General features: G+C 69.6%; 27 protein-coding genes. 17 read left to right on the top strand and 10 right to left on the bottom strand.

The features are described from left to right. The first annotated feature begins 267 nt into the window (after positions 1 to 267). The 4 genes from ACZ6Z4_RS30430 to ACZ6Z4_RS30415 are packed head-to-tail and all read left to right on the top strand — an operon-like array spanning position 268 to position 4,014. On the top strand, positions 268 to 1,569 hold the full coding sequence (locus ACZ6Z4_RS30430; protein ID WP_465571803.1) for a globin domain-containing protein: 1,302 nt from the start codon (positions 268 to 270) through the stop codon (positions 1,567 to 1,569). Beyond that, complete coding sequence (locus ACZ6Z4_RS30425) at positions 1,517 to 2,020, top strand: DivIVA domain-containing protein (RefSeq protein WP_465571800.1); 504 nt, start codon at positions 1,517 to 1,519, stop codon at positions 2,018 to 2,020. Before ACZ6Z4_RS30430 ends, ACZ6Z4_RS30425 begins: the two co-directional genes overlap by 53 nt. 3 nt (positions 2,021 to 2,023) lie before the next feature. Next, entirely contained in the window at positions 2,024 to 3,592 is a 1,569-nt protein-coding gene (locus tag ACZ6Z4_RS30420) for a nitric oxide synthase oxygenase (RefSeq protein WP_465571797.1), read from the top strand. Between the two features lie 41 nt (positions 3,593 to 3,633). Then, entirely contained in the window at positions 3,634 to 4,014 is a 381-nt protein-coding gene (locus tag ACZ6Z4_RS30415) for a RidA family protein (protein ID WP_465571793.1), read from the top strand. Between the two features lie 3 nt (positions 4,015 to 4,017). Here ACZ6Z4_RS30415 and ACZ6Z4_RS30410 read toward each other — a convergent pair whose 3' ends face one another. Beyond that, the gene (locus ACZ6Z4_RS30410; RefSeq protein WP_465571790.1) at positions 4,018 to 4,467 is read right to left on the bottom strand and encodes a DUF6326 family protein; all 450 of its coding nucleotides are present in this window, start codon (positions 4,465 to 4,467) and stop codon (positions 4,018 to 4,020) included. A 163-nt stretch (positions 4,468 to 4,630) separates the two neighbouring features. On the opposite strand from ACZ6Z4_RS30410, the gene ACZ6Z4_RS30405 reads away from it, so the two are divergent. Genes ACZ6Z4_RS30405 through ACZ6Z4_RS30395 form a run of 3 tightly spaced genes read left to right on the top strand, consistent with a single transcriptional unit; the run spans position 4,631 to position 7,225 of the window. Beyond that, positions 4,631 to 5,770, top strand: a complete 1,140-nt coding sequence (locus ACZ6Z4_RS30405; protein ID WP_465571787.1) for a sensor histidine kinase — start codon at positions 4,631 to 4,633, stop codon at positions 5,768 to 5,770. Continuing rightward, positions 5,767 to 6,423: a response regulator gene (locus ACZ6Z4_RS30400; RefSeq protein ID WP_465571782.1), complete on the top strand. Its 657-nt coding sequence runs from the start codon at positions 5,767 to 5,769 to the stop codon at positions 6,421 to 6,423. The genes ACZ6Z4_RS30405 and ACZ6Z4_RS30400 overlap by 4 nt, the downstream gene beginning before the upstream one ends. A gap of 52 nt (positions 6,424 to 6,475) precedes the next feature. Then, positions 6,476 to 7,225: a DUF7669 domain-containing protein gene (locus ACZ6Z4_RS30395; RefSeq protein ID WP_465571776.1), complete on the top strand. Its 750-nt coding sequence runs from the start codon at positions 6,476 to 6,478 to the stop codon at positions 7,223 to 7,225. A gap of 127 nt (positions 7,226 to 7,352) precedes the next feature. Here the strand turns inward: ACZ6Z4_RS30395 and ACZ6Z4_RS30390 are convergent, their stop codons facing one another. After that, the gene (locus tag ACZ6Z4_RS30390; protein WP_465571773.1) at positions 7,353 to 8,675 is read right to left on the bottom strand and encodes an acyl-CoA dehydrogenase family protein; all 1,323 of its coding nucleotides are present in this window, start codon (positions 8,673 to 8,675) and stop codon (positions 7,353 to 7,355) included. A 110-nt stretch (positions 8,676 to 8,785) separates the two neighbouring features. Here ACZ6Z4_RS30390 and ACZ6Z4_RS30385 point away from each other — a divergent pair, with 110 nt between their 5' ends. The 4 genes from ACZ6Z4_RS30385 to ACZ6Z4_RS30370 are packed head-to-tail and all read left to right on the top strand — an operon-like array spanning position 8,786 to position 13,092. Further along, on the top strand, positions 8,786 to 9,598 hold the full coding sequence (locus ACZ6Z4_RS30385; protein WP_465571771.1) for a TetR/AcrR family transcriptional regulator: 813 nt from the start codon (positions 8,786 to 8,788) through the stop codon (positions 9,596 to 9,598). Beyond that, positions 9,595 to 10,872, top strand: coding sequence for an acetyl-CoA C-acetyltransferase (locus ACZ6Z4_RS30380; RefSeq protein ID WP_465571768.1), 1,278 nt, complete (start codon positions 9,595 to 9,597; stop codon positions 10,870 to 10,872). The genes ACZ6Z4_RS30385 and ACZ6Z4_RS30380 overlap by 4 nt, the downstream gene beginning before the upstream one ends. A 14-nt stretch (positions 10,873 to 10,886) precedes the next feature. Further along, on the top strand, positions 10,887 to 12,233 hold the full coding sequence (locus ACZ6Z4_RS30375; protein WP_465571765.1) for a 3-oxoacyl-ACP reductase: 1,347 nt from the start codon (positions 10,887 to 10,889) through the stop codon (positions 12,231 to 12,233). A gap of 1 nt (position 12,234) precedes the next feature. After that, complete coding sequence (locus ACZ6Z4_RS30370; RefSeq protein ID WP_465571762.1) at positions 12,235 to 13,092, top strand: MaoC/PaaZ C-terminal domain-containing protein; 858 nt, start codon at positions 12,235 to 12,237, stop codon at positions 13,090 to 13,092. Here ACZ6Z4_RS30370 and ACZ6Z4_RS30365 read toward each other — a convergent pair. The 5 genes from ACZ6Z4_RS30365 to ACZ6Z4_RS30345 form a co-directional block, all read right to left on the bottom strand. After that, positions 13,079 to 13,945: a DUF998 domain-containing protein gene (locus tag ACZ6Z4_RS30365; protein ID WP_465571759.1), complete on the bottom strand. Its 867-nt coding sequence runs from the start codon at positions 13,943 to 13,945 to the stop codon at positions 13,079 to 13,081. The two genes, ACZ6Z4_RS30370 and ACZ6Z4_RS30365, sit on opposite strands and share 14 nt — an antisense overlap. A gap of 66 nt (positions 13,946 to 14,011) precedes the next feature. Then, positions 14,012 to 14,782, bottom strand: a complete 771-nt coding sequence (locus tag ACZ6Z4_RS30360; RefSeq protein ID WP_465571755.1) for an energy-coupling factor ABC transporter ATP-binding protein — start codon at positions 14,780 to 14,782, stop codon at positions 14,012 to 14,014. After that, a complete protein-coding gene (gene cbiQ, locus ACZ6Z4_RS30355; RefSeq protein ID WP_465571752.1) occupies positions 14,779 to 15,537 on the bottom strand; it encodes a cobalt ECF transporter T component CbiQ in 759 nt (252 codons plus the stop codon). Before cbiQ ends, ACZ6Z4_RS30360 begins: the two co-directional genes overlap by 4 nt. Positions 15,538 to 15,565: 28 nt before the next feature. After that, positions 15,566 to 16,600: an energy-coupling factor ABC transporter permease gene (locus tag ACZ6Z4_RS30350; protein ID WP_465571749.1), complete on the bottom strand. Its 1,035-nt coding sequence runs from the start codon at positions 16,598 to 16,600 to the stop codon at positions 15,566 to 15,568. Between the two features lie 56 nt (positions 16,601 to 16,656). Then, positions 16,657 to 18,012 (bottom strand): dihydrolipoyl dehydrogenase family protein, encoded by a 1,356-nt coding sequence (locus tag ACZ6Z4_RS30345; protein WP_465571746.1) that lies wholly within the window; start codon positions 18,010 to 18,012, stop codon positions 16,657 to 16,659. 120 nt (positions 18,013 to 18,132) lie between these two features. On the opposite strand from ACZ6Z4_RS30345, the gene ACZ6Z4_RS30340 reads away from it, so the two are divergent. The 4 genes from ACZ6Z4_RS30340 to ACZ6Z4_RS30325 all read left to right on the top strand — a co-directional run bounded on the left by ACZ6Z4_RS30340 (position 18,133) and on the right by ACZ6Z4_RS30325 (position 21,185). Further along, complete coding sequence (locus tag ACZ6Z4_RS30340) at positions 18,133 to 19,638, top strand: PstS family phosphate ABC transporter substrate-binding protein (protein ID WP_465571741.1); 1,506 nt, start codon at positions 18,133 to 18,135, stop codon at positions 19,636 to 19,638. Between the two features lie 30 nt (positions 19,639 to 19,668). Then, positions 19,669 to 20,427: a metallophosphoesterase gene (locus ACZ6Z4_RS30335; protein ID WP_465571735.1), complete on the top strand. Its 759-nt coding sequence runs from the start codon at positions 19,669 to 19,671 to the stop codon at positions 20,425 to 20,427. After that, positions 20,424 to 20,828, top strand: a complete 405-nt coding sequence (gene tsaA, locus ACZ6Z4_RS30330; protein WP_465571733.1) for a tRNA (N6-threonylcarbamoyladenosine(37)-N6)-methyltransferase TrmO — start codon at positions 20,424 to 20,426, stop codon at positions 20,826 to 20,828. The genes ACZ6Z4_RS30335 and tsaA overlap by 4 nt, the downstream gene beginning before the upstream one ends. Positions 20,829 to 20,912: 84 nt before the next feature. Beyond that, positions 20,913 to 21,185: a YggT family protein gene (locus tag ACZ6Z4_RS30325; RefSeq protein ID WP_465571729.1), complete on the top strand. Its 273-nt coding sequence runs from the start codon at positions 20,913 to 20,915 to the stop codon at positions 21,183 to 21,185. On the opposite strand, the gene ACZ6Z4_RS30320 is transcribed toward ACZ6Z4_RS30325, so the two are convergent. Both ACZ6Z4_RS30320 and lpdA read right to left on the bottom strand, forming a co-directional pair. Further along, complete coding sequence (locus tag ACZ6Z4_RS30320; protein WP_465571726.1) at positions 21,175 to 21,621, bottom strand: group II truncated hemoglobin; 447 nt, start codon at positions 21,619 to 21,621, stop codon at positions 21,175 to 21,177. The two genes, ACZ6Z4_RS30325 and ACZ6Z4_RS30320, sit on opposite strands and share 11 nt — an antisense overlap. 67 nt (positions 21,622 to 21,688) lie before the next feature. Further along, positions 21,689 to 23,086 carry a dihydrolipoyl dehydrogenase gene (gene lpdA / locus ACZ6Z4_RS30315; protein WP_465571723.1) on the bottom strand — a complete coding sequence of 466 codons (1,398 nt, stop codon included), beginning with the start codon at positions 23,084 to 23,086 and terminating at the stop codon, positions 21,689 to 21,691. Positions 23,087 to 23,258: 172 nt separating this feature from the next. Here lpdA and ACZ6Z4_RS30310 point away from each other — a divergent pair, with 172 nt between their 5' ends. Further along, complete coding sequence (locus tag ACZ6Z4_RS30310) at positions 23,259 to 25,385, top strand: peptidoglycan DD-metalloendopeptidase family protein (protein WP_465571719.1); 2,127 nt, start codon at positions 23,259 to 23,261, stop codon at positions 25,383 to 25,385. 150 nt (positions 25,386 to 25,535) lie between these two features. Continuing rightward, positions 25,536 to 25,994, top strand: a complete 459-nt coding sequence (locus ACZ6Z4_RS30305; protein ID WP_363677466.1) for a PGPGW domain-containing protein — start codon at positions 25,536 to 25,538, stop codon at positions 25,992 to 25,994. Here the strand turns inward: ACZ6Z4_RS30305 and ACZ6Z4_RS30300 are convergent. After that, on the bottom strand, positions 25,987 to 26,565 hold the full coding sequence (locus tag ACZ6Z4_RS30300) for a TetR/AcrR family transcriptional regulator (protein WP_465571712.1): 579 nt from the start codon (positions 26,563 to 26,565) through the stop codon (positions 25,987 to 25,989). The two genes, ACZ6Z4_RS30305 and ACZ6Z4_RS30300, sit on opposite strands and share 8 nt — an antisense overlap. Positions 26,566 to 26,569: the final 4 nt, after the last annotated feature.

Here is a 26,569-nt window from a genome sequence, read left to right as displayed (position 1 = left end):
CGGCAAGTCGTCCACATCTCAACCACCCGTTGGGTTCCAGAATTTCGAGACCTTTGAGTCCTTTCAACGGTTTACCCTCGTCGAGCACGGGTAGATCGGGAAAGTCGAAGCACCGGAGACGACTCGGGGACTGGAATTGGGAGGGCACCCTTGTCCACGGAACACCTGCCGGCACGCGCCGCCGGCGAACGGGAACACGTGTGTCCCAGGAACGAAACGTTCGCTTTTCTCGACGACCTGACGAATCGAGACAGATAGCGATCTCCGATGGATGCACAGGCCCTGCAACGCAGTTGGGACCAGGTCACCGAGCACGGCGAACAGGTCCCGTTGTACTTCTACTCGCACCTGTTCGTGTCGTACCCCGAGGTGCGGTCGATGTTCCCGCTGTCGATGGCGAACCAGCGCGACAAGTTCGTCGGCGCCCTCGGCCGGATCGTCAGCCACGCCGACCAGATCGAGCACGACGCCGCGTTCCTGCAGCATCTGGGGCGCGACCACCGCAAGTACGCCGTACTGGCCGAGCACTACAACGCGGTCGGCGCCTCGCTGTGCGCGACCCTCGCCCACTTCCTGGGGCCGGAGTGGGACGAGGACCTGGCCGCGCACTGGACGGCGGCGTACCAGGTGGTGGCGCGGATCATGGTCGAGGCGGCGGAGGACGCGTCGGAGTCCACGCCGGACTGGTGGGACGCCGACGTGATGTCGGCCGAGCGACGCACGATGGATCTCACGCTGCTGACCGTGCGGCCGCGGCGCCCGTTCGCGTTCCGGCCCGGCCAGTCGATCTCGATGGAGATCCCGCAGCGCCCCCGCCAGTGGCGGTACTTCAGCCCGGCCAACGCGCCGCGGGCGGACGGCTCGATCGACCTGCACGTCCAGCAGATCGACGGCGGTCAGGTCAGCCCGAGCGTCGTCCGGTCGCTGAAGGCCGGCGACACCGTGAAGCTGGGCGCGCCGGTCGGTGAGCGGCTGACCCTGCGCGACACCTCTCCGCGGGAGCTGCTGCTGGTCGCCGGCGGGACCGGTCTGGCTCCGCTGCTCGCGCTGCTCGAGCAGATCGACGGCGCGTGGCACCGGTCGGGCAGCGGTCCCTCGGTGCACCTGCTGCACGGCGTACGGATGCCTTGGCATCTGTACGACCGGCCGCGGCTGCGGCAGCTCGCCGAGACGCGGTCGTGGTTCGAGTACACCGAGGTCGTGTCGGACGACCCGTCGTACCCGGGAACTCGCGGAAAGGTCGGCACCGTCGCCGCCCGCCAGGTGCAGCCCGGCCGGACGGCGATGGTCTGCGGCGGTCCGCAGATGGTCGCGCACACGCTCGAACGGCTCGCCGCCGCCGGCATGCCGCCCGAGCACATCAAGTACGAGCACTTCTACTACGCGGCCGCGGACGACCACACCGCCGGGCCACCGCTACTACGGCAGGAGACACCCAGTGAGGACCAGCAAGCACCGTCACGGTTCGCCACGGCAGACGGCTCGGTCGATCCGGGACGAGACCTTCCCGAAGCGGATGCGTGGACTCGACGCCGCCGAGGTCTACGCCTACCTCGATCGGCTCGCTGACCAGATGCACGCGATGGAGGGCGAGCTGGCCGCGAGCCGGTCGAACGGCGAGCGGCTCCAGGCCGAGCTGCAGCGCGTACAGGCCGAGCTCGACCAGTACGAGCAGGCCGGCGACCGCGTCAACGAGCAGGTCGTCCAGATGTTCAGCCAGGCCCAGCTGGTGGTCGAGGAGATGGTCAGCGACGTCAGCCGCGACGCGCGCGAGCGGATCGGCCAGGCGCGCGAGCACGAGCGCCGCATCGTCGCGGAGGCGATGGACACCGCCGGGCAGCAGGTCCGTTCGTACGCCGAGACCGCGCAGGCGCAGATGCAGTCGATCGTGAGCACGTTCGCCTCGGAGGTCGGGCACCTCGGCACGGTGACGCCGACCGAACCCGCGGCCGACGCGTTCTTCACCGACGACCCGCATCCCCGCTCCCGCAACGGGCACGCACCGGGCACTCCGGGATAGACCGTGGGACCCGCACAGCACCGCCCTGTTGTGATCGTCCTCGCCGCATCGGCCGCCGCCTTGATCGGCTGGACCGTGCCGACCAGCTTCCCGACGAGCGTCGTACTGATGCTCGTGCTGCTGTTCGCCGCCCTGCGGATCTGCACGCCGCAGCTGGTCGGTGGCGAGCAACTGCTCCAGATCGGCGACCGGCCGTGGCACAAGGCTCCGCGGGGTGGGCGGCGGGCGTCGCCCGGTCCTGGGAGAGTGCAGGCTCGGCCGACACATCCGGTACGGCGACCCGAGCTTGATCCGCCTCACACCGTACGGCGACCTGAGGTCGAGCAGCCACCGGAAGCTGGTCCAGCGCGTTATCCCGCGAACGGCTCAGCCGCTCCGGCGGGCTGCCCGGCTCACGGCGTATCGCCTCCCGCCCCGGTCGCGGCTCCGGCTTGGACCGGCCACGACACCGACGCCGTACGAGCCGCTGCCGAGGAGTTCCTCGAGCTCTACGCCGCCGAGAACCCCCGCTCCGGCCGCATCGGCCCCCGCATCGCCGCGGCCCACCGCGAGATCGAACTCACCGGCACCTACTGGCACACCCCCGAAGAGCTCGCGTTCGGCGCAAGAGTTGCCTGGCGCAACAACGCCCGCTGCATCGGCCGCCTCTACTGGCGCAGCCTCCAGGTTCGCGACCTACGCACCGTCGGCGACGCTTCCGGCGTAGCTGGTCACTGCTTCGACCACCTCCGCGCCGCCCACAACGGCGGCAAGATCCGCCCGATGATCAGCATCTTCGCCCCCGAGACCCCCACCAGACCGGCGCCGAGGATCTGGAACGAACAACTCATCCGGTACGCCGGCTACGCCCAGCCCGACGGCGGCATCCTCGGCGACCCCCGGTACCGCCCGTTCACCACCGAGCTCATCCGCCGCGGCTGGCAACCCCCGGCTCGCCGGAGCGCCTTCGACGTCCTCCCCCTCGTCGTGGAGACCGCCGACGAAGGCCCCCTGCTCTTCCAGCTGCCTCAGCACTCGATCCACGAGGTCCCCCTGGAACACCCCGACCTCCCCTGGTTCGCCGACCTGAACCTGCGCTGGCACGCCGTACCGGTGATCAGCAACAACCGCCTCGACATCGGCGGCGTCTCCTACCCCGCCGCCCCCTTCAACGGCTGGTACATGGGCACCGAGATCGGCGCCCGCAACCTGGCCGACGAGGACCGCTACGCCCTCGTCCCCGAGGTCGCCCAACGCCTCGGCCTCGACACCTCCACCGAAGCGTCTCTGTGGCGCGACCGGGCCCTCGTCGAGCTCAACCGAGCCGTCCTCCACTCCTTCAAGTCGCAGGGCGTCTCCATCACCGACCACCACACCGAGTCCCGCCGCTTCCTCGTCCACCTCGACCGCGAAGAACGCGCCGGCCGCCAGTGCCCCACCGACTGGACCTGGATCGTCCCACCCATGTCCGGCTCCCAGACCCCCGTCTTCCACCGCCTGTACGACGCCGAGGAGCAGTCCCCCAACTTCTTCACCGACCCCGAAACCACGTCCCGCGCCCTCCAGGGCACTCCCCCGGCTTTCCGCGTCTGACGCGTTGTGAAACGTCAGCCGCGAGAGTAGGAAGGTCGGCTATGGGACGACACATCATCACGACGGCGAACGCGCCGAGTTCGCCGTACTACAGCCAGGGCGTCAGGGCCGGATCCCAGCTGCTCGTCTCGGGGACCACCGGGGTCGACCCGCAGACCGGGAAGTTCGCGGGAGACAGCATCGAAGCCCAGACCAGGCAGGCGCTGCAGAACTGCCGTGCGATTCTCCGGGCCGGCGACGCCGACCTCGACGACGTCGTCGAGGTCGGCATCCTGCTCACCGACCCCGCCGACTTCGCCGGTCTCAACGCCGAGTACGCCCGCTGGTTCCCGGTCGATCCCCCGACCCGGTACGTCGCCAAGCTCGGCGTCGACGTACCGGGTCTGCTGGTCTCGATCCGCATGACCGCGTTCGTCGAGTGACGGTCACGCCTGCTGGTGCGCGCGCACGGCTTCGCGGCTCGCCGTGGTCGTCGACGGCCAGGTCCAGGCGCTGCGCAGGATGAAGGCGAGCAGGATCAGCTCCAGCGCGACGCCGAGGCCGTAGAAGTACCGCCAGTCCTCGCCCACCAGGTTGAAGGCCGTGACCGGGACGTAGAGCGCGGCCACGACGAGGTTCGTCGTACGGTTCGCCCTCGCGGGCAGCATCATCGAGAGCGCGATCATCAGGGCCGGGATGGACACGAGGGCCAGCGCCGAGGTCGAGAAGGTCTGGGACAGGTCGAACTCGAAGACCTTGCCGGCGAGAATGTCGCCGACGACGCCGGGGGTGAAGAAGTTGAGGATGTCGACGTAGGCGTAGAGGAACATGAAGCTCGTCCACGTCGCCGCGAGCTTGGCGCGGACCGGGATCGGCTGGTCTATCAGTGTTGTCATCGTGGGCTCCGTTGTCGTGGTGCGGATCAGTGGCTCCACGATCGCCTCGGGCCGGCGGTGAGCGCCTCCGCCCAGGGGCCGGAGTTCGGCTGGCCGATGGCACGACCTGTCTCTAGTTCTTTCGGCTGGTACGCCGACCTGCGCCGGACCCTAGTCTGGAGCCGTGGTCACTCTCCGGCGCAGCATCTGGCACGAGCCGCGGCCCGCTGACGCTCCGGCCGTCGGCCGGCTCGACTGGCTGGTGGCCGGAGTGCTCGCGGTCGCCGTACTGGTCGAGGGCATCGCTCGCCCGAGCCTCGCCTGGCGACCCGTGGTCACGCTGCTCGCCCTGGCGCTGATTCCTGCCGTACTCCTGCGGCGGAGCCGCCCGCTGGTCGCCGCCCTGATCGGGTGGGGCGTCGCCGGGCTGCTGACCGTCCTCCAACTGACCGTCCACACCGGCAATCTCGGCCTCGACTCCATGATCGCCACCTTGATCCTGCTCTACTCCCTCGTGCGGTGGGGCTCGGGCCGCGAGATCGTCGTCGGTACGGCATTCGTGGCATTCGTCGTCCTCCTGGGCATGTACGCCGCCTCAACGGGCTGGGCCGACACCTTCGGCGGGGGCGTCCTGGTCCTGCTCTGCGCCGCCCTCGCGGTGGTGTTCCGCTACCGCGCCGACCTCTGGCACCGCCGGCAGCGCGAGATCCGCAACCAGGAACGAGTGGCGCTGGCGCGCGAACTGCACGACACGGTGGCCCACCACGTCTCGGCCATCGCCGTACAGGCCCAGGCCGGCGGCGTCGTCGCCGGCCTCCAACCCGAGAAGGCCGCCGAGGTCCTGGCCGCGATCGAGAACGAAGCCTCACAAACCCTGGCGGAGATGCGATCCATGGTGCGGATGCTGCGCGACGACGAAGCCGTCGCCTACGCGCCGCCGATGGGCGTCGCGGACCTGCCCGCGCTGGCGCGCCCTAGTGCAACACCCACCGTCGAGGTCTCCCTGAACGGCTCGGTGACCCGGCTGCCCCGCCCCGTCGACGCCGCGCTCTACCGCCTCGCCCAGGAGTCCCTGACCAACGCCGTACGACACGCCCGGAGTGCGACCCGCGTAGAGATCGCCGTACGCCGCGAAGGCAACGCCGTACGGCTCCGCGTCACCGACAACGGCCGTACCGACTCAGGCCCCACCCCGGCCCCTGGCTTCGGCCTCCAGGGCATGGCCGAACGCGCCCACCTCCTCGGCGGATCGTTCTCCGCCGGTCCCAGCCCCGAGGGTGGCTGGGTGGTCGACGCCGTGCTGCCCGTGGAGGCTGCGAGATGACCATCCGCGTCCTCGTCGCCGACGACCAAGACCTGGTCCGAACCGGCCTGGTCATGATCCTCAACGCCCAGCCCGACATCGAGGTCATCGGCGAAGCACCAGATGGCCTGACAGCCCTAGATCTGGCCACCCGCCTACGCCCCGACGTCCTCCTCTGCGACATCCGCATGCCCGGCCTCGACGGCGTAGAAGTAACCCGCCGCCTAGCCGGCCCGGATGTCCAAGACCCGTTGGCGGTAGTCGTCATCACCACCTTCGACCTCGACGAGTACGTCCTAGGCGCCCTCCGAGCCGGCGCCCGAGGCTTCCTCCTCAAAGACGCCGGCCCCCAACTCCTGGTCCAAGCCATCCACGCAGCCGCCAACGGCGACGCCCTCATCGCCCCCAACATCACCAGCCGCCTCCTGGCAACCTTCGCCGCCCAGTCCCCCGCCGTACCGATCCAACCCCTGGACCCCCTCACCGACCGCGAGGAGGAAGTCCTAGCCCTCGTCGCCCGAGGCCGAACCAACGCAGAAATCGCCACCGACCTCTACGTAGGCCTGAGCACAGTCAAGTCCCACGTAGCCGCCCTGATGACCAAACTCAACGCCCGAAACCGCGTAGAAATAGCCATCTGGGCCCACGACACCAAACGCATCCGACCCAACTAACCGTCAACGCTATGGGCTCTGTGATGCCCGGAGCGTCTGGCAGTCTGGGCTCATGACCGAGTCGCTGACCGTCTGGGACCGATTGCGGGACTACGCAGCGATCCAGCATGGACCTTTCACGTCTCAAGAGGCGATCTCGTGGTTTCAACGTCACGCGCCTTCGCAAGCCAATGACCACACAGTGCGAACGCATATCCGGGGTGCATGCTGGAACGTTGTCAACCGTTCCCAGTTCTCGAAGAAGGAACCGTTCCTCACCCGGCTCGATCGCGGACTCTTTCGGCGCGCCACCTCCGACGAAATCGCGGACTGGCGCCGCAGCCACAGCAGCGAAGTTCGCACCCAGCAACCTCCACTGAGGACGACACCACCGGCAGACGAGTGGCACACGGAAGCCAACATTCAATCCCTGCTGGTCACTGCTCTCGCAACCGACGGCTGGCGCATTCTGTCCGTCGCCAACACTGCCTCGAAGGAGCACGGGATCGATGTGATCGCCACTCAACACGGACAGACTGTAGGTATCGAAGTGAAGGGATACCCCAGCCGCGCGTACGCGGACCCCGCCCGCGCAGGCGAGCAGAAGCGCACTACACCAAGCACCCAAGCTGGGCACTGGTATGCCCAAGCCGTGCTCGCCGCCATGCGACTGCGGGGCAAGGAGCCGTCTTGGCGCAGTGTGATTGCCCTCCCCGACTTCCCGCGATACCGGAACTTGCATTCCGAAACGGCTGGGTCTCTGGATGCTGCAGGAATCGAGGTGTGGTGGATCGACCGAACCGGCGCGCTCCACTGCCCGTAGTCTGACTCGCAGCAAAATCTCGGACAACCGAGCACCCAGCCGCACGTTCATGCCGGCAGCAACCAGGCAACTCCCATTCTGATCTTTCTCTTCTTTTGTTGTTTCTTTGACTTTGCCTGTAGCTCTTCTACCTGATGCGCATCCCCGAGATCGCGCGGGAGATGACCAGGCGCTGGATCTCGGAGGTCCCCTCGAAGATGGTGTAGATCTTCGCGTCGCGGTGCATGCGTTCGACCGGGTACTCGCGGGTGTAGCCGTTCCCCCCGAGGATCTGGATCGCTTCTTCCGTCACCTTGACGGCGACTTCGCCGGCCTTGAGTTTGGCCATGGAGCCTTCGCCGTGGCGGTAGTCGGGGGTTTCGCCTCGCATCAGGGCTGAGGACATGTTGGCGGCTCGCCAGACCAGTAGGCGGGCGGCGTCGATTTCCAAAGCCATGTCGGCGAGTTTGAAGGCGATGCCCTGGTTGTCGATGATCGGGCGGCCGAACTGTTCGCGGGTCTTGGCGTAGTCGAGGGCGACCTCGTACGCCGCGCGGGCGATGCCGATGGCCTGGGCGCCGACGATGTGGCGGGTCATCTCGAAGGTGGCCATGGAGGCGTTGCGGGCGCCGCCGGAGGTGGCTTCGCGGGCTTTGGCGAGGCGGGTGTCGAGTTTCTCCTTGCCGCCGAGGACGTTGGCGGCGGGGATGCGGACGTTGTCGAAGAAGACGTCGGCGGTGTGGGAGGCGCGGAGGCCGTGCTTCTTGAGTTTGGTGCCCTGCTCCAGGCCGACCACCTCGGACTTGGGTACGACGAAGGCTGCCTGGCCCTTGGTGCCCAGCGTCGGGTCGACCGTGGCGACGACGACGTGGACGTCGGCGATGCCGCCGTTGGTGGCCCAGGCCTTCTGGCCGTTGATGACCCACTCGTCCGTCTTCTCGTCGTACGTCGCCCGCGTGCGGATCGCGGAGACGTCGGAGCCGGCGCCGGGCTCGGAGGAGCAGAAGGCGGCGACCTGTACGTCGTCCGGCGTGCCGTAGCAGCGCGGGAGCCACTGGGCCCACTGTTCGGGGGTGCCGTTGGAGAAGATCGCGGACGACGCCAGGCCGGTGCCGACCAGGGACATGCCGATGCCGGCGTCACCCCAGAACAGTTCCTCCTGGACCAGCGGCATCAGCAGGCCGGACGGGTCGATGAACAGGTTGATGCTCGCCTCGAGCCCGTACAGGCCGATCTTCGCGGCCTCCTGGATCACCGGCCACGGGGTTTCCTCGCGCTCGTCCCACTCCGAGGCGGCGGGGCGGATCACGTCGGCGGCGAAGGTGTGCGCCCAGTCGCGCAGCTCGCGCTGGTCGTCGTTGATGGCCAGCGAGAACGCGCTCCAGCCCGGTTTCGCCCGCTCGGCGCCGAGCTCGCCGGCGAGGGCCATCACGTCGGCGGAGACGGCGGGCTTCGGGTCGGTCATGGTCATCGAGTCCTCCGGGCGAGCAGGGCAGGGGAAGAACGCATTCGGGAGCAATGTTACCCGCGAGTGTAACCGGCGTTTGCACCGGGCGGCACCCCTGTGACTAAGATCGGTGCATGAGCTCCGCGTTGCTCGCGATCGGACGCCGCCGCACCACGGCGGAGCGCCGTCGCGACCGGGAGCGGGACATCATCCGCTGCACTCGCGAACTGTTCGACGAGCGCGGCACGATCGACGCCCAGATCGACGAGGTCGCCAAGCGGGTCGGCATCAACAAGGCCCTGATCTACCGGCACTTCGCGGGCAAGGAGGAGCTGTTCGCGCTCACCCTGATCGACTACCTCGGCGAGCTGGACGAGCGGCTCGAAGCAGTCGACATGCCCCGCCGTACGCCGATGAACCGGCTGAAGGCGCTCAGCGAGGTCTTCGTCGACTTCTGCCTGGAGTACCCGGCCTTCGCCGACTGCGCGATGAGCCTGCTCCGGCGGACCGGCGACGAACTGTTCGGCGAGATCACCGAGCCGGTGATGGTCAAGCTCGGTACGGCGATGGGGAGCGCTCTCTCGAGGATCTCGACGATCCTCGAAGCCGGCCAGCGGACCGGGGTGTTCGACGAGGTCGACACCGACTACCTGGCCAACCACCTCTACACCCAGACGCTCGGCTCGCTGCACATGGCCCGGATGGGCCTGATCGTGTCGGCAACGCAACCGGGCCACCCGGTGGTGCACCAGGCCGACATCGCCACCGTCCGGGAGACTGCCATCACGGCGACGCTCGCGACCGCGGTCGGCCGCCGTGCCCTCGGCAACAACACCCGGGCCTCAGGCAACAAAACACCAGGCACCAAAACACCAGGCAGCAAGACCCCAGTCAGCAGGAAACCGACCAAGGCGCCCGCCGGCCGTAGTACAGGAGAATCCTCGTGACCGAACCCCGCAAGGTTGCCGTTGTCGCAGGCAACCGGATCCCGTTCGCCCGGCAGGACAAGAACTACCGGCACGCCTCGAACTCCGACATGCTCACCGCCGCCCTGAACGGTCTGGTCGACCGCACCGGCCTCGGCGGCGCCGAGCTCGGCGAGGTCGTCGCGGGCGCCGTCCTCAAGCACGCCCGGGACTGGAACATGGTCCGCGAGGTCGTGCTCGGTTCGAAGCTGGCCGCGACCACCCCGGCGTACGACCTGCAGCAGGCCTGCGGCACCGGGCTCGAGGCGGCGATCCTGGTCGGCAACAAGATCGCGCTCGGCCAGATCGACGCCGGGGTCGCCGGTGGTGTCGACACGGCCTCGGACGCGCCGATCGCGGTCAACGACAAGCTCCGCCAGATCCTGCTCGACCTCAACCGGGCCAAGAGCGCACCGGACCGGCTGAAGGTGCTCGCCCGGGTCCGCCCGAAGGACATCGTCCCGGAGATCCCGCGCAACGCCGAGCCGCGGACCCGCAAGTCGATGGGCGAGCACGCCGCGCTCACCGCGCTGGAGTGGGGTGTCACCCGTGAGGCGCAGGACGAGCTGGCCTACCGCTCGCACATCAACCTGGCGGCGTCGTACGACCGCGGATTCCACGACGACCTGATCACGCCGTACCTGGGCCTGGACAAGGACCAGAACCTGCGTCCCGACACCACGCTCGAGAAGCTGGCCAAGCTCAAGACCGTGTACGGCAAGGGCGAGACCGCGACGATGACCGCGGGCAACTCGACTCCGCTCACCGACGGCGCCTCGACCGTGCTGCTGTCGACCGACGAGTGGGCCGTCGAGCACGGCCTGCGCCCGCTGGCCTACCTCACCCACGCGCAGACCGCCGCGGTCGACTACGTGAAGGGCGCCGAGGGGCTGCTGATGGCCCCCGCGTACGCCGTACCGAAGATGCTCGCGCGGGCCGGCCTGACCCTGCAGGACTTCGACTACTACGAGATCCACGAGGCGTTCGCGTCCCAGGTGCTGGCGACGCTGAAGGCCTGGGAGGACCCGATCTTCTGCAAGGAACGGCTCGGCCTGGACGCACCGCTCGGCGAGGTCGACCGCGCCAAGCTGAACGTCAACGGCAGCTCGCTGGCCGCCGGTCACCCGTTCGCCGCGACCGGCGGGCGGATCGTGGCCGCGCTGGCCAAGCAGCTGGACGAGAACGGTGGCGGCCGCGGCCTGATCTCGATCTGCGCCGCCGGTGGCCAGGGCGTCGTCGCCATCCTCGAGAAGTAGTGGGAGCCTGACAGATGACGGATCGCTACCAGACCTTCACCCGGACGCCGCTCGGCCAGGCCCTGGTCAAGAACCTCGGCCTGCCCGACCCGACGCCGCTGCCGCGCTGGCGCGACGGCGCCAAGGTGATCGACGGCCCGGTCGTCTTCGGCTCGATCGGCGAGACCGACACCGGCAAGGCCATCCAGGCGCTGCTGCGCGACATCGGCGCGCAGTTCACCACGGCGGCCGAAGGCGTCTCGTCGAGCGAGCTGCGCCCGAAAGCACTCGTGTTCGACGCGACCGGCGCAGCCAGTACGGCGGAGCTCAGCTCGCTGCAGCGCTTCTTCTCCCCCGTGATCCGCCAGCTCGGCGCGGCCGGCCGCGTCATCGTCGTCGGCCGGACGCCCGAGCTCGCCGCGACGCCGGAGCAGCAGATCGCGCAGCGCGCGCTCGAGGGCTTCACCCGCTCGCTCGGCAAGGAGGTCAAGCGCGGCGCCACCGTCAACCTCGTGTACGTCGCCCCCGACGCGCACGACCAGCTCGAGTCGACGCTGCGCTTCTTCCTGTCGCCCAAGTCGGCGTACGTCGACGGCCAGGTCGCCCGGATCGGCACCGGCCCGCTGGTCGCCAACGACCCGGCCCGGCCGCTCGCCGGGAAGGTGGCGCTGGTCACCGGCGCCGCCCGCGGGATCGGTGCCGCGATTGCTGACACGCTGGCCCGCGACGGCGCCACCGTGATCGGCGTCGACGTACCGCAGAACGCCAACGACCTGCGCAAGGTGATCTCGGCGATCGGCGGCAGCGAACTGCTGCTCGACGTCACCGCGATCGACGCGCCGCAGCGGATCGCGGCGTACGCCGAAGAGCACCACGGCGGCCTCGACATCGTCGTCCACAACGCCGGGATCACCCGCGACAAGCGGCTCGCGAACATGCGCACCGACGCCTGGGAGGCCGTGCTCGACGTCAACCTGCGCGCGCCGGAGCGGATCACCGCGCACCTGCTCGAGTCCGGCGCGCTGCACGACGGCGGCTCGGTGATCGGCGTCTCGTCGATCGCCGGCATCGCGGGCAACAACGGGCAGACCAACTACGCGACCTCCAAGGCCGGCGTGATCGGGCTCGTCCAGGCGTACGCGCCCAAGCTCGCCGAGCGGCAGATCCGGATCAACGCGGTCGCGCCCGGGTTCATCGAGACCGAGATGACCGCGCGGGTGCCGTTCGCGATCCGCGAGGTCGGCCGCCGGATCAACTCGCTGCAGCAGGGCGGGCAGCCGGTCGACGTCGCCGAGACGATCGCGTGGTTCGCCGACCCGGCCTCCGCGGGCGTCACCGGGAACGTCGTCCGGGTCTGCGGCCAGAGCATGCTGGGCGCCTGAGATGCCGACACGCCGGTACGACGACTCGCCGGGACTCGGCTCGCTCTACGCGCGGACGGTGAAGGCGACGCTGCGGCGGGCGGAGTACGAGCCGGACGCCGACGGGCTCCGGCTGGAGCTGCCCGAGGTGGTGGTCGACCAGGACCACCTGGCGACGTACCGGGAAGTCACGGGATTCGCCGCGGCGCCGGTTCTGCCGGTCACGTACCCGCACGTGCTCGCGTTCCCGCTGCATCTGGACCTGATGTCGGACCCGTCGTTCCCGTACAAGCCGATGGGGATCGTGCACCTGTCGAACACGATCACCCAGTACCGGCCGATCCCGCTGCACGCCGATCTCGCGATCACCGTGCACAGCGGGCCGGAACGGGCGCACCCGAAGGGGACGGTGTTCGACGTCCTCAGCGAGGTGCGGGTGTTCGGCGAGCTGGTCTGGACGGACTCGACGACGCTGCTCAGTCGTTCGAGTGGCGATCCGTCGGCTCATGCTTCGCTGCTGGACGATCCGGGGCTGGACGGGGCCGCGTGGTGGGATCTGCGCGGGAACCTCGGACGGCGCTACGCGGCGGCGTCCGGGGACCGGAACCCGATCCACCTGTTCAAGCTGTCGGCGCAGGCGTTCGGCTTCCCCCGGCAGATCGCCCACGGGATGTGGGCGAAGGCTGCCGCTCTGGCGTCCATCGAGCGGGGCGCCGGGCTGTCGGAGGCGTTCGAGGTGCGGGTCGACTTCCGCAAACCGCTGCTGCTGCCGTCGCGGGTGCAGTTCGGGTACGAGTCGCGCGACGCCGGGGTCGATTTCGCGCTGTACGACGAACGGCACGAGCTGACGCACCTGGTCGGGCGGCTCACCGAGCGGTGAGCCGGAAGCGGTTCAGGGTGGCGGTCAGCCAGATCCAGGCGATGATGATCGCCGCCCAGAACGCGAGCGTCGTCGTCTCGCCGGCCGAGCCGGAGGCGATCCCCACGAACGCGGCGAGGAAGGCTGCGCCGGTCGCGTAGGAGGCTGCCGCCCACGCGCGGTTCGCGGTACGCCGGAAGTGGTTCCCGACGACGACGCAGCAGGCGATGAACGCGAGGAACCCGATCCCACCCGCCGCGAAGTGGGCTGCGCCGTGCCAGGACATGGTCGCGGTCTCGGGGGCGCCGGTCGGGAATCCGAGCGCCGGGTCAGGAAGGAAGAACCCACCGGCGGCCGTACCCAGCCCGAAGACGGTGAGCAGTCGGGCGGCGCGCTTTCCCACCACGCGGCCCAGCCCGACTGCGCCGAGAACGACCAGCAGGCCGGTGATCACGAAGTTCGCGCTCTGGATCCACCCGTGGTCGCCGAGCGTCAGCATGCTGCCCGCGTGCTTCCGGATGTCGAATCCGTCGCGGGTGAACGTCTGGGTCAGCACCAGCACGAGGTTGAACGGGCCGGCCAGGGCGCCCAGTCCTAACAACAGCTTGGTTGACCTGCGGCCGACCCGGCCGCCTGTGGCTGATGCCGCGGCGGCCAGAGAAATGCGGTGGGCGTTCGGTGCAGGCACAGCGTCGGCGGCGGTGGCCGGTGAGCGGAGCTCGAACGAGTCCGCCGGGGAGCTGAGGCGGGAAGAGGTGGCCGAGTCTGCCGACGGCCCTGCCTGTTTGTTCCCGGCCGGTGCTGCATCAGCCACAGGCTGCAGGGTCGGCCGCATGGGCGCCAGGCTGTTGTTCGGGGTCGGGTTCGTGCTCATGATCTGCGTCCTTCCGAAGCGGTTGATTACCAACGCGTCGGATGACGGACCCGCAGATCGACACCCCTAGTTTTCAGGCCCCGGGACGGACAGCGGGTTGAAGCCGTACGGGAGCTCCAGCCGGTGCGCCGACATCAGCGCAGGATCGGCGAGCAGGTCACGAGTCTTGCCGTCGGCGACGATGCGGCCCTTGTCCATCAGGAGGCTGCGTTCGCAGAGCTGGAGGGCGTACGGGAGGTCGTGGGTGATCATCAGCAGGGTGACGTCCAAGGCGGACAGGATGTCGGCGAGCTCGCGGCGGCTGGCGGGGTCGAGGTTGCTGGACGGCTCGTCCAGGACGAGGACTTCCGGGCGCATCGCGAGGACCGTGGCGACGGCGACTCGGCGGCGTTGGCCGTACGAGAGGTGGTGCGGCGCGACGTCGGCGTGGTCCTGCATGCCGACCTGGACGAGGGCTTCCTGGACGCGTTCGTCGAGGTCGGCGCCGCGGAGGCCGAGGTTGGCGGGGCCGAAGGCGACGTCGTCGCGGACGGTGGGCATGAAGAGCTGGTCGTCGGGGTCCTGGAAGACGAGGCCGACCTTACGGCGTACTTCGGGCAGGTGATCCCGGTGCAGATCCGTGCCGCCGATCTGAATGCGGCCGCTGCCGGTGCCGCCGGCGACCGAGCCGAGGATGCCGTTCAGGTGCAGCACCAGCGTGGTCTTGCCGGCGCCGTTCGGGCCGAGCAGGGCGACGCGTTCGCCGCGTTCGATGGTGAAGTCGACGCCGAACAACGCCTGCCGGCCGTCCGGGTAGGCGAACACCAGGCGCTCGACGTGGATCGAAGGGCTGCTCACAAGCCGACCACCCTAGCCGCCACCGCGACGGCGATCGCGGCCAGGGACACCGTGAGGCCGGTCAGCCACTGGCGGCGGTCGGCGCCGGTGACGGACAGCAGCGGCATCCTCCCGGTGTACCCGCGCGACTGCATCGCCAGGTGCACCCGCTCGCCGCGCTCGAAGCTTCGCACGAACAGCGCCCCTACTCCCCCGGCGACCGCCCGCAGATGCCCGGCCCGCCCACCGGCGTACCCCCGGGACTCGCGCGCGATCCGCATCCGGTGCAGGTCGTCCGACACGACGCTCAGGTAGCGAACCATGAACGACAAGATCGCCACCAACGTCGAGGGCAGCCGCAGCCGCTCCAGTCCAGCGAGCAGATCCCGCGGCCCGGTCGACGCCGACAACACGATCGCCGCGACGGCCCCGAGCGTCCCCTTGGCGAGCACGTTCCACGCCCCGAGCACCCCGGCCGACGACAGCGACACACCCAGTACGTCGACCCGCGGCCCGGTCGCTACGAACGGCAGCAGCAGCGCGAACACGATGAACGGCGTCTCCACCGCCAGCCGCTTCAGGACCGTTGCGGCAGGCAACTGAGCGAGTACGACGCAGCCGACGATCAGTACGGCGTACAGGCCGAACGCCCAGAACACCGCCGCCGGCGTCGACACCACGGCGAGCACGAACAGCAGCAGCCCGACGATCTTCACCTGCGCCGGGAGCCGGTGGATCAGGCTCCCGGTCGGGACCAGCAGCCCGTCGCCGCTCATCGACCGCCGGCCCGCGCGAGGACGGGCATCACGCGCTCGTGTCGGCGTTGGCCCGAGCCGACCGCAGCGACGCGATCTTGGCGACCAGCAGCCCGACGGCGATCGTCACCAGTACGCCGATGATACCGGCCAGCGCGCCCGAGACGTGACTGTTCCCGATGCCGCTCACGCCGTAGTCCGCGAGCGGGCTGCCCGCGACCGCCGAGTCCTTCGCGGCGCTCTCGAAGCCGAGCTTCGCGCCGACGAACTCCAGGCCGTCGGGGTGCGCACTCGCGAACAGGCTGACCACCCCGGCGACGACCAGCGTCACCGCGACGCCGACGCCGAGCGAGCGCCCGGCCGGGCGCGCGGCGATCGGCCGGTCCGGCGAGACCGTCGACGAGTTGCCGTCGGCATCGACCAGGACGAGGTCGGCCTGCAGGTGCCGAGCGGCGTAGACCAGATCGGGGCGGGTCGCGACGACCGCGCTCAGCACGGCGGCGGTGATCACCGCCTCGCCGAGCCCGACCAGGATGTGCCAGCCGACCATCGCCGTCGCGAGCTTGCCGAGCGGGATGTCGACGGCGCCGCCGACGGCGTACAGGCCGGTGAAGCAGAGCGCGGCGACCGGCACGGAGACCAGCGCACCGACCGTGGTCGCCGGGACGACGCTGCCGACGCGCTTCGGCAGCACCTGGAGCAGCGCGCGGGTGACGAAGAAGCCGACCAGGACCGTGATCAGGCCCATCAGCGTGATGTTGGTGCCGAGCGCGGTCAGCCCGCCGTCGGCGAACAGCAGCCCCTGCACGAGCAGCACCGTCGACATCACCAGCACCGCGCTCCACGGCCCGACCAGCGCCGCGGCGAGCGCGCCGCCGAGCAGGTGACCGCTGGTCCCGGCCCCGACCGGGAAGTTCACCATCTGGACGGCGAACACGAACGCCGCGGTCAGTCCGGCCAGCGCCGGACCGGTCTCGCGGATCTCGCGGCTGGCGCGCTGGAGGCTGATGCCGACGGCACCGGCCGCGATCAGTCCGGTCGCGATCGAGGTCGGGGCGTCGAAGAATCCGTCAGGGACATGCATAGATCCATTGTTGATCTAGTTGCGACCCGATCGCAACAAAGGTCACTCAGGGTTCGTCAGAGATTCTTCAGCGCCTCGCCGTACGCGCGGTGGAAGGTCGGGTAGGCGAGGATCATCTGCTGCAGCTCCTTGACCGGTACGCCGGCGTGCACGGCGACCGCGAGCCCGCTCAGCACCTCGCCACCGACCGGTCCGGCGCTGGTCGCGCCGACGAGCACTCCGCGTGAGACGTCCATCACGAGTTTCACGAACCCCTCGTTGCCCGCCTTGTGGATCCAGCCGCGGGTCGAGTACGGGATCTGCGTGATCGCGGTCCGGATGTCCAGCCCCTGCGCGACCGCCTGCTGCTCGGTCAGCCCGACCGCGCCGATCTCCGGGTCGGTGAAGGTGACCCGCGGCATCGCGTGGTACCGGGCCGGCGGAGCATCGGGGGTGCCGAGGATGTCGTGCACCGCGATGTTCGCCTGGTACATGGCGTTGTGCGTGAACACGCCCTCCCCGGTCACGTCGCCGACCGCCCAGACGTTGTCCGCGGCCCGCACATGCTCGTCGACGGCAACGAACCGCGTCGCCGGGTCGATGCCGACGGCATCCAGCCCGAGCGCCCGGATGTCGGTCCGGCGTCCTGTTGCCACGAGCAACTTCTCGCCGGTGACCGACGACCCGTCGCCCAGCCGTACCGTGAATCCGTTGTCATAGGCAACCGCTTCGGCGCGGACGCCGACCCGGAAGGTGACACCGTCGCGCTCCATCGCCTCCTGCGCCAGGGCGCTCGACTCCGGCTCCTCCAGCGCGAGAATCCGGTCGGTCGCCTCGACCACGGTCACCGCGACACCGAACCGGGCGAACACCTGGGCCAGCTCCAGCCCGATCGCACCACCGCCGAGGACCACGATCGTCTCCGGCAGCGTGTCCGCCTCGATCGCCTCGTGGTTCGTCCAGTACGGCGTACCGGCCAGCCCTTCGATCGGCGGCACCACCGGCACCGTCCCGGTCGCGACCACGATCCCGCGGGCGGCCTCGAACGTCCGGTCGCCCGCCTGGACCGTGCCCGGACCGGTGATCGTGCCGCGCTCGCGCAGGAACGTGACGCCCTTGCCGACCAGCCGGTCGACGGCGACCTGGTCGTTCCAGGTGTCGGTGGCCTCCTCGCGGATCCGCCGCGCGACCGGCGCCCAGTCCGGCTCGATCGTCGCGTGCCCGGCCATCCCGTCGACCCGCCGCGTCTCGGCGATCAGGTTCGCGGCCCGGATCATCATCTTGCTCGGGATGCAGCCCCAGTACGGGCACTCGCCACCGACCAGCCGCGGGTCCACACCGACGACGTTCAGCCCGGCCTGGGCCAGCCGCCCGGCGGTCTCCTCGCCACCCACGCCGAGCCCGATCACGACCACGTCCACCTGTTCAGCCATGCGGCCAAATCTCGCAGACCGCGGCAGCCCGGCCAAGCTCCCGCACCGCCGGGACAACGGTCACCGCAGTGTCAGCAACCGTTCACCAACGCTCCGTAGCCTGCAGGTCTTGGAGGGGGAATGGGACTGGCAGTGGATTTCTCCGGGCTCGGAGACATCAATCTCGAAACCGTGATCGCGGCGGTCGCCCTGATCAGTACGGCGGTCGCCTGGCTGGTCGACCGGTACTTCCTGCGCCGCAAACGCCTGGTCTACCGCGTCCAGGTCGACGCCCCGATCGGGGTGTTCCCGAGCTCGCACATGGTCGACGTCGAGGTCCGGCACCAGGGCGACGTGGTCGAGGAACCGAGCGTCGTGCTGCTGCGCGTCGACAACGCCGGCGGGATGGACATCGAACCGCACCACATGCACGAGAAGGTGTCGTTCGCGTTCCCGGACCGCACGATCGTCGGGCTGGAAGTGACCGAGGCCAAGCCGGAGGCGCTCGGCGAGATGCTGCAGCGGCAGCTCGACTCGGAGAACTTCGTCGACACCAGCCGGCTGGTGATCCCGCGGATGGCGATCAACCGCGGCGACAGCTTCAAGTTCCTGCTCGTGCTGAGCGGGCGCGGCGACGGGGTCACGCACTCGGGGTATCTCGCGGGTGGATCGGCGGGTGGTGGCGTCTACCACGAGCCGCGGCCGCGTGGGCCGGGTCGCCGTACGCTCATCTTTGGTGCGTTGTCGCTGGTGCTCGTCGGCGCGCTGGTCGCGCTGTTCCTGGTTGACGTACTGCAGCCGCCGGACAACTGCGCGGCCGGCCCGTTGCGCGTCGTCGGGTCGACGGCCGTGGAGCCGACGGTGATGGAGGTGCGCAGCGCGTACGTCGCCGAGTGCACGCAGGCCGACATCACGATCGCCGCCAGCGGCAGCCGGAGCGGCACGCGGCTGCTCGCCGACACCGGCAAGAAGGACCCGGCGGCCGCGGAGAAACTGATCGCGATGTCCGACGGACCCGCCGAAGAGGCGGCCGAGCTGCAGAGCCGGCCGATCGCGGTCGTCGTGTTCGCCGTCGTGGTGAACCGGACGAGCGACGTCAGCGCGCTCACCACGAATCAGCTGCGCGACATCTACGCGGGCCGGCTGACGAACTGGAAGCAGCTCGGCGGACGCGACCTGCCGATCCGGATGGTCAGCCGGGTCGGGCCGGACTCCGGATCGCGGCGGACGTTCCGCGAGAAGGTGCTGGCCGGAGACCAGGAGCTCGGCATCACCTCCGACGACTGCAAGACCAAGGACGACCCGGTCGCCAAGCAGCAGCGCTGCGAGGTCGGGACGACCGAGGAGCTGCTGAGTCGCGTGGCCGACATCGACGGCGCGATCGGGTACGCCGAGCTCGGCGGGTCGCGCAAGTACCCGACGATCACGCCGATCGCGATCGACGGGGTGGTGCCGGCGACCGAGAAGGTGAGCGACCGGACGTACCGGTTCTGGGAGGTCGAGCACGCCTACACGGCGGCGGTCCCGAAGCCGGACTCGCTGCAGGACGCGTTCCTCGACTACCTGACGTCGGACCAGGCCAAGCCGATCCTGGCCCGCGATGGGCTGGTGCCGTGCGGCGACCTCGCGGGGGACTTCTGCGGATAACCTGCTGACCTACGACGAGGAGGTCTGCTGGTGACAGTCATCGCGCACCTGAGTGATCCCCACCTGGACGGGACAGCGGAGGCGCGCGATCGCCTGCGCCGCGTCACGGCGTACCTGCTGGCGTTCAGCCGGCCCGTCGACGTCGTGCTGGTCACCGGCGATCTCGCCGACCACGGCACCGAGTACGCCGAGGTGGCGGCCGAGCTGGCCGCGTTCGGCGAGCTGCCGGTGCTCGTGCTGCCGGGCAACCACGACGTCCGCGCGAACTTCCGCGCCGGGCTGACGGCGTACGTCGAATCGGTGACCGGCGGGGAGGACCCCGTGCACCAGGTCCGTGACGTCGCCGGCGCGCGTTTCGTGCTGCTCGACACGACCGTGCCCGGCGAGGACCACGGACACCTCAGCTCCGACTCCCTCGACTGGCTCGACGCCGCGCTCGCCGAGCCGCACGACGGGCCGGTGTTCATCGCGTTCCACCACCCGCCGGTCGGCCTCGAGCACCCGACGATGGACCAGTGGCTGCTGCGCGAGCCGGGCCAGTTCGCGAGCCTGCTGCGCCGGCACCCGGTGAACGCGCTGTTCGCCGGTCACCTGCACAACGGCATCAGTACGTCGTACGCCGGACTGCCACTGTTACTTGCCCCCGGCATCCGTTCCACCGTCCCGCTGGTCGCCGAGCCCCCGTCCCCCACCGGCGGCCTGGTCGACCCGACCGCCCCTCCCGGCCTGGCCCTGCACGTCCACCACCCCGACGTGCCGCTGCTCACCAAATTCGTCCACCTCGCATGATCACCCTCGAGCCCATCGGCCACGTCAGCTCCACCCTGACCGACCTCTCGACCGCACCCCGCCAAGGCGACGAGGGCGCCCCCACCGCCTGGCTCGCCATCGACCCGGCGTACGCCGAAGCCCTCGCCGACCTCCACGTCGGCGACGACCTCATCCTCATCACCTGGCTCGACCGCGCCGACCGCACCGCACTGAAGGTCCACCCCCGCAACGACCCCACCCGCCCCACCACCGGCGTCTTCAGCACCCGCTCCCCCGACCGCCCAAATCCCCTGGGTCTCCACCGAGTCACCCTCCTGGCCATCGAGCCCTTCCTGCTACAGGTCAACAACCTCGAAGCCCTCGACGGCACGCCGCTACTCGACATCAAACCGGTCCTCGGCGACGTCACCGAACGCTGAGAGTCGGCTAAGAAGGTGGCGCCGGCGACATCTCCGGGGAGGTTCGGCCGTTGATACTGGCAAGACGTTCTACGGAGGAAGCTCATGAGCCTGATCGGGACCCTGTTGGGGTACGCGCTGACGTTGTTCATCCTGGTGCTGATCGTGCGCATGGTGCTCGACTGGACGGGGATGGCGAGCGGGGCCGCCCGTGGTGGGCGGGCGCGGGAGTTGTCGCACGCGTGGACGGAGCCGGTGATCGCGCCGGTACGGCGGAAGCTGCCGCCGTTGCGGGCCGGTGGGATCGGGATCGACCTGGCGTTCACCGTGGTGTTCGTGGCTGCGCTGATCCTGCGGGCGGTCGCGTTCAGTCTGTGACGAGGCCGTTCCAGGACCACTTGGGCACGGCGAGCCCGGCCGGTACGTCGCTCGCCGAGCCCGTGTACTGCGTCAGCGACACGGTCGTCGCCCAGGCGAAGTAGTCGTACAGCACCGTCCTCAACGGCTCCCCCACACCGACATCGTCCAGCGCCGCCGCGAAGCACGCGATCGCGCGGCGGTCCATCTCCTCGTGCGGCCCGTTGCCGCTGTGCATCCGGACGACGAGCGTCTCCCCGCCGTACGACGCCGAGTACGTCGCCGGCCCGCCGAGCGCCTCCGCCCAGTACGCCGCGAGCCGCTCGGTGTGCTTCGGATGGAAGCCGTGGCTGAACGCATGGCTCACCACCTCGTCGGCGAGCACCCGCTCGTGCCACGCGTGCGCCAGCCGCCGGCACCCCTCGTCCCCACCCATCGCGTCGTACAGACTCTCCATGCCCAAGAGAGTGCCACAAAAGCAAGGACCCCCGGCATGACGCCGGGGGTCCTGTGGACAGAGCCGATCAGAAGTTGATCATGTGCCCTTCGAGGCCGTGGAAGGCCTCCTGCAGGGCCTCGCTCAGCGTCGGGTGGGCGTGCACGTTGCGGGCCAGCTCCTTGGTGGTCAGGTCCCACTTCTGGGCCAGCGTCAGTTCCGGCAGCAGCTCGGTGACCTCGGGGCCGATCAGGTGCGCGCCGAGCAGCTCGCCGTACTTGGCGTCGCTGATCACCTTGACGAAACCGGTCGGGTCGCCGAGGCCGTGGGCCTTGCCGTTCGCGGTGAACGGGAACTTCGCGACCTTGACGTCGAAGCCCTCCAGCCGGGCCTGCTCCTCGGTCCAGCCGAAGCTGGCGATCTGCGGCTGGCAGAACGTCGCCCGCGGGATCATCACGTGGTCGAGCTCCATCGTCTCGACCCCGGCGATGGTCTCGGCAGCCACGATCGCCTGCGCCTCGGCGGCGTGCGCCAGCATCAGCTTGGCGTTGACGTCACCGATCGCGAAGATGTTCGGCACGTTGGTGCGCAGGAAGCCGTCGGCCTTGATCGCGCCGCGCTCGGTCAGCTCGACACCGATCTTGTCCAGGCCGTAGCCGTCGACGCGCGGCTGGAAGCCGATCGCCTGCATCACCTTGTCGGTCTCCAGCACCTGCTGGTTGCCGTCCTTGCCGGTGACGGTGACCTTGACCTTCTCGCCGGAGTCGTCGATCGAGTCGACCCGCGTCCCGGTCAGGACGTCGACGCCGAGCTTCTTGTACGCCTTGGCGAGCTCCTTGGAGACGTCGATGTCCTCCAGCGGCATCATCCGGTCCAGGAACTCGACGATCGTCACCTTGACGCCGTAGTTCGACAGCACGTAGGCGAACTCGACACCGATCGCGCCGGCACCGGCGATCACGATGCTGCCCGGCAGCTCCTCGGTGAGGATCTGCTCCTCGTAGGTGACGACCCGCTCGCTCAGCTGGGTGCCCGGCAGCAGCTTGGTGGTCGCGCCGGTGGCGATGATGCAGTTGTCGAAGGTGACGGTCTCGGACGAGCCGTCGTTCAGCGACACGTCCAGGGTGTTCGCGTCGACGAACGAGCCCCAGCCGTCGTACTCCTTGATGTCGTTCTTCTTCATCAGGAAGTGCACGCCCTTGACGCGGCCGTCGGCCACCTTGCGGCTGCGCTGCACGGCCGTCGGGAAGTCGAAGGTCACCTCGCCGCTGATGCCGAAGGTCTTCGCCTCCTTGCGGAAGATGTGCGCCAGCTCGGCGTTGCGCAGCAGCGCCTTGGACGGGATGCAGCCCACGTTCAGGCAGACACCGCCCCAGTACTTCTTCTCGATGATGGCGGTCTTGAGCCCGAGCTGGGCGGCGCGGATCGCCGCGACGTACCCACCCGGGCCGGCGCCGAGGACAACAACGTCAAAGTGCGAGGCCATACAGTGAACTTTAGTGCCTCGCACCAGCGGATCCCGCCGTGGGCCCCGTGGTGGTGGTCACGATCGGTGAGCCGGGGTTTCGCGTCACCCGGTCGCCGCCTAGGCTGGGGTCGCACGGGGGCCGTCTCTACCTCTCGTGCGCGCGTGAGGCGACGGTCGATGGGGGCTTCGGATGACGAACAGGCGGGGGCTGCGGTTCGCCGCGCTCGGCACGCTGCTGGCCGTCTTCGCCGTGCCCGCCTGGTCGGCGTACGCCGACGACCCGACTCCCCCGCCGCCGGCCTCCGTCACCGACGTCAACCGGTCCCTGGAGCAGCTCCGGGCCGAGGCGGCCGCCGTCCAGGCCGAGTTCGCCAAGGCGACGATCGCGTACACGAACGCGCTGAAGGCCGCGCAGACCACCGAGGCCGCCGCGAAGCGGGCCGAGGCGTACGCCGCGACGAAGCGGGCCAGCTCGGAGGTGGAGCGCCGCAAGCTCGGCCTGCTCACCGCCCAGGCGTACCAGCTCGGCATCCCGACCGTGATCGGCACCGAGTCGATGCTGTGGTCGCTGGCCCCGATCGCGGAGAACCTGCAGGAGATCGCCGACCGGCAGGCCGCGATCAAGCAGCTCGGCAGCACCCAGGTCGCCCAGTACAACGCCGCCAGCGCCGCCGAGAACGCGGCCGGTACGGCGGACAACGACGCGAAGAACAAGCGCAAGGCCGCTGACGAGGCGTCGGCCAAGGCCGCGCAGCTGAGCCAGGAGGTCCAGCAGAAGGCTGCGAACGCCTCCATGACCATGGAGGGCCAGCTGGCCGACCTGGCCGGCGCTACCCAGCTGTCCGAGCAGCTGCAGGCCAGCCGGAACCAGCAGGCCAAGTCGCGCTGGCAGACGTACCTGGCTGAGTTGACTGCCGCTGGCGTGAAGCCGCCGGGCGCTAGTGCGCTGCGGAACCCTTCGAAGCTCCCGGCCGGCTACAAGCCGCTGACTGCTGCTGGGAAGGCTGTGGCGGGTGCGGCGACGTTCACCGCGGCCGGCCGGACGGTGAAGGTGCTGCCGGCGGAGACGATCCGGGCGGTCAACCAGGCGTTCGCGCTGCTCGGCAAGCCGTACGGCGTCTCGGCGACCGGTCCGGCCAAGTACGGGTGCCTGGGAGCGGCGCGGACCAGCTGGGCGCCGTACACGAATCTGCCGGCGCTGATCAGCAAGGTCTACTCGAACTACCACACGGTCCCCGGAGCGTCGGTGCAGCCGGGCGACGTGCTGGTGATGGGGAGCCGGTCGGTCGGGCTCTACCACGTCGGGATCGCGCTGGGTGACGGCGAGATGATCGCCGCCGACGAGCCGAAGGGCGCCGTCGTCGTCACGACCGTCCCCGAGAGCCTGTACGCCGCCCTGCGGCCGACGCTGGGGACTCCCGCCAAGCTGAACAACCCGCCCGCGACGACGACCCAGGCGGCACAGTTCCGCTGCGGCAACACGCCGACGTCGTACGACGTGGGCACGGGCGCCTGGACCTGGCCGCTGGCTGACGGGACCTACGAGATCGGGACGCCGTTCGGGCAGTCCGGGTCGCTGTGGGCGAGCGGGATCCACACCGGGCAGGACTTCCCCGCCGCGATCGGTACGCCGGTGCGCGCGGTGACCGCCGGTACGGTCCGGGTCGAGCATCCGGCGTGGGCCGGGAACCTGGTCCGGATCGACCACGGGAACGGGCTGGAGACGCTGTACGCGCACCTGAGCTCGATCGACGTACCGGACGGGGCACGGGTGCAGGCCGGCCAGCGGATCGGTGCCGTGGGCACCGAAGGGAACTCGACGGGCGCCCACCTGCACTTCGAGGTCCGCCTCGGCGGGGACCCGGTCAACCCGATGCCGTTCCTGGCGACGGGTGGGACGAGCCTCGGTTGGGGTGGCTACAGCAACGGCATGATCCCCGCGAACAAGCTCTGCAACATCACAAGCGCCCACTCGCTGCGCTGCGACGCCGCCACGGCGTACCTGGGTCTGTCGTCGGCGTACCAGAAGCGCTTCGGCAAGCCGCTCTGCATCACCGACTCCTACCGCTCCTACAGCTCCCAGGTCTCCCTCTACGGCCGCAAACCGTCCCTGGCCGCCCTCCCCGGCACGTCCAACCACGGCTGGGGCCTCGCCGTCGACCTCTGCGGCGGCATCGAGAACTTCGGCACCACCCAGCACCAGTGGATGCTCCAGAACGCCCCGCGCTTCGGCTGGATCCACCCCGACTGGGCCAAACAGGGCGGCAACCGCGAGGAACCCTGGCACTGGGAGTACGGCAACTCCACCAGCGCGTGACGGCCTGTGGACAAGCTGATCACTGTCCGATGTCCCGCTTGTAAACTCAACTAGGAAAGGGCAGGCGGGCGGGCTGGCGGCGAGGATTTCAGGGGCGGATCAGGGTCACAGATCCCCGGAACGAGCCTGAGCAGGACGTACATTTGGGGTGTGGCCGAGCAGACCAGTCCGGACCGCACGGACGACAACATCACGCTGGACGCCCAGGACGATCGGTGGGAGTGGCGGCGGAAGATCCGTGCGAATCCGCGTAAGCACCTGATCTACCGGATCGGGGTGGGTGTCGTGGGTGGCATCCTGATCATCGCGGCGCCGTTGACCGGGTGGTTGCCGGGGCCGGGTGGGATTCCCTTGTTCATCGCGGGTCTCGCGGTGCTGGCCAGCGAGTTCGAGTGGGCGCAGCGGTTGCTCTACCGGGTGAAGGAGTGGGTGCAGCAGCTCACCGCCTGGACCGGGAAGCAGCCGGCCTGGTTGAAGGCGCTGGGGACGCTCGCGCTGTTCGTCTGCGTGCTCGTTGCCATCTGGCTCTACATGGCCGTTCTCGGCGTGCCGGGCTGGCTCCCGGACTCGTGGGAGTCCTTCCTGCACACGCTTCCGCTGCTCAAGTAAGCAGCCACCGGCGGGTGTGCTCGAGTACATCCTTCCGGGTACGGCCGGCGTGCTCGGCCGCGATCAGCGGACTGCCGATGCGCAGCGAGAACAGCAACAGGCTGCGCACCTCCACGTCCTCGGGATCGGGGCAGAACTCGCCGAACAGCTCGCGCAGATAGGCGATCCGCCGGTTGTCGACGCGTTTGAGCTGTACGGCGACCCGCTCGTCGCGGCGCGCCCACTCGCGGATCGCCAGGTCGACGGCGGTGCCGGTCATCACACCGTCGCCGGCGGCAACGAGTGTGATCAGGCGGTTGAGTTTCGCCCGGCCGTCGCCGCCGGCTTTCTCGACCTGGTCGATCAGCGCCTCGGTGGTCTCGCGCTCCCAGGTGTCGAGGATCTCGGTGAGCAGCGCGTCGCGATTCTTGAAGTAGCCGTAGAAGCCGCCCTTGGTCACGCCCAGCAGCTGCGCCAGCGGCTCGATCCGTACGGCGTCCGGACCACCGGACGACAGCAGCCGCAGCCCCTCCTCGACCCACCGCGTCCGCGGCGTACGGGTCACGCCCACCGTGTGGCTCCCCTCACGCACCCGA

It is taken from the genome of Kribbella sp. NPDC104740, assembly GCF_055583505.1.
This window is presented reverse-complemented; position numbering and strand designations above follow the sequence as displayed.

What these genes read in the sequence shown, in the direction of transcription:
- ACZ6Z4_RS30410 (WP_465571790.1), bottom strand. Translation starts at nt 4,467, where the DNA reads ATGACAACACTGATAGACCAGCCGATCCCGGTCCGCGCCAAGCTCGCG.
- cbiQ (WP_465571752.1), bottom strand. Translation starts at nt 15,537, where the DNA reads ATGAGCGGCGACGGGCTGCTGGTCCCGACCGGGAGCCTGATCCACCGG.
- ACZ6Z4_RS30415 (WP_465571793.1), top strand. Translation starts at nt 3,634, where the DNA reads ATGGGACGACACATCATCACGACGGCGAACGCGCCGAGTTCGCCGTAC.
- ACZ6Z4_RS30370 (WP_465571762.1), top strand. Translation starts at nt 12,235, where the DNA reads ATGCCGACACGCCGGTACGACGACTCGCCGGGACTCGGCTCGCTCTAC.
- ACZ6Z4_RS30400 (WP_465571782.1), top strand. Translation starts at nt 5,767, where the DNA reads ATGACCATCCGCGTCCTCGTCGCCGACGACCAAGACCTGGTCCGAACC.
- ACZ6Z4_RS30310 (WP_465571719.1), top strand. Translation starts at nt 23,259, where the DNA reads ATGACGAACAGGCGGGGGCTGCGGTTCGCCGCGCTCGGCACGCTGCTG.
- ACZ6Z4_RS30425 (WP_465571800.1), top strand. Translation starts at nt 1,517, where the DNA reads ATGCGTGGACTCGACGCCGCCGAGGTCTACGCCTACCTCGATCGGCTC.
- ACZ6Z4_RS30320 (WP_465571726.1), bottom strand. Translation starts at nt 21,621, where the DNA reads ATGGAGAGTCTGTACGACGCGATGGGTGGGGACGAGGGGTGCCGGCGG.
- ACZ6Z4_RS30375 (WP_465571765.1), top strand. Translation starts at nt 10,887, where the DNA reads ATGACGGATCGCTACCAGACCTTCACCCGGACGCCGCTCGGCCAGGCC.
- ACZ6Z4_RS30325 (WP_465571729.1), top strand. Translation starts at nt 20,913, where the DNA reads ATGAGCCTGATCGGGACCCTGTTGGGGTACGCGCTGACGTTGTTCATC.
- ACZ6Z4_RS30390 (WP_465571773.1), bottom strand. Translation starts at nt 8,675, where the DNA reads ATGACCATGACCGACCCGAAGCCCGCCGTCTCCGCCGACGTGATGGCC.
- lpdA (WP_465571723.1), bottom strand. Translation starts at nt 23,086, where the DNA reads ATGGCCTCGCACTTTGACGTTGTTGTCCTCGGCGCCGGCCCGGGTGGG.
- tsaA (WP_465571733.1), top strand. Translation starts at nt 20,424, where the DNA reads ATGATCACCCTCGAGCCCATCGGCCACGTCAGCTCCACCCTGACCGAC.
- ACZ6Z4_RS30430 (WP_465571803.1), top strand. Translation starts at nt 268, where the DNA reads ATGGATGCACAGGCCCTGCAACGCAGTTGGGACCAGGTCACCGAGCAC.
- ACZ6Z4_RS30395 (WP_465571776.1), top strand. Translation starts at nt 6,476, where the DNA reads ATGACCGAGTCGCTGACCGTCTGGGACCGATTGCGGGACTACGCAGCG.
- ACZ6Z4_RS30365 (WP_465571759.1), bottom strand. Translation starts at nt 13,945, where the DNA reads ATGAGCACGAACCCGACCCCGAACAACAGCCTGGCGCCCATGCGGCCG.
- ACZ6Z4_RS30350 (WP_465571749.1), bottom strand. Translation starts at nt 16,600, where the DNA reads ATGCATGTCCCTGACGGATTCTTCGACGCCCCGACCTCGATCGCGACC.
- ACZ6Z4_RS30340 (WP_465571741.1), top strand. Translation starts at nt 18,133, where the DNA reads ATGGGACTGGCAGTGGATTTCTCCGGGCTCGGAGACATCAATCTCGAA.
- ACZ6Z4_RS30385 (WP_465571771.1), top strand. Translation starts at nt 8,786, where the DNA reads ATGAGCTCCGCGTTGCTCGCGATCGGACGCCGCCGCACCACGGCGGAG.
- ACZ6Z4_RS30345 (WP_465571746.1), bottom strand. Translation starts at nt 18,012, where the DNA reads ATGGCTGAACAGGTGGACGTGGTCGTGATCGGGCTCGGCGTGGGTGGC.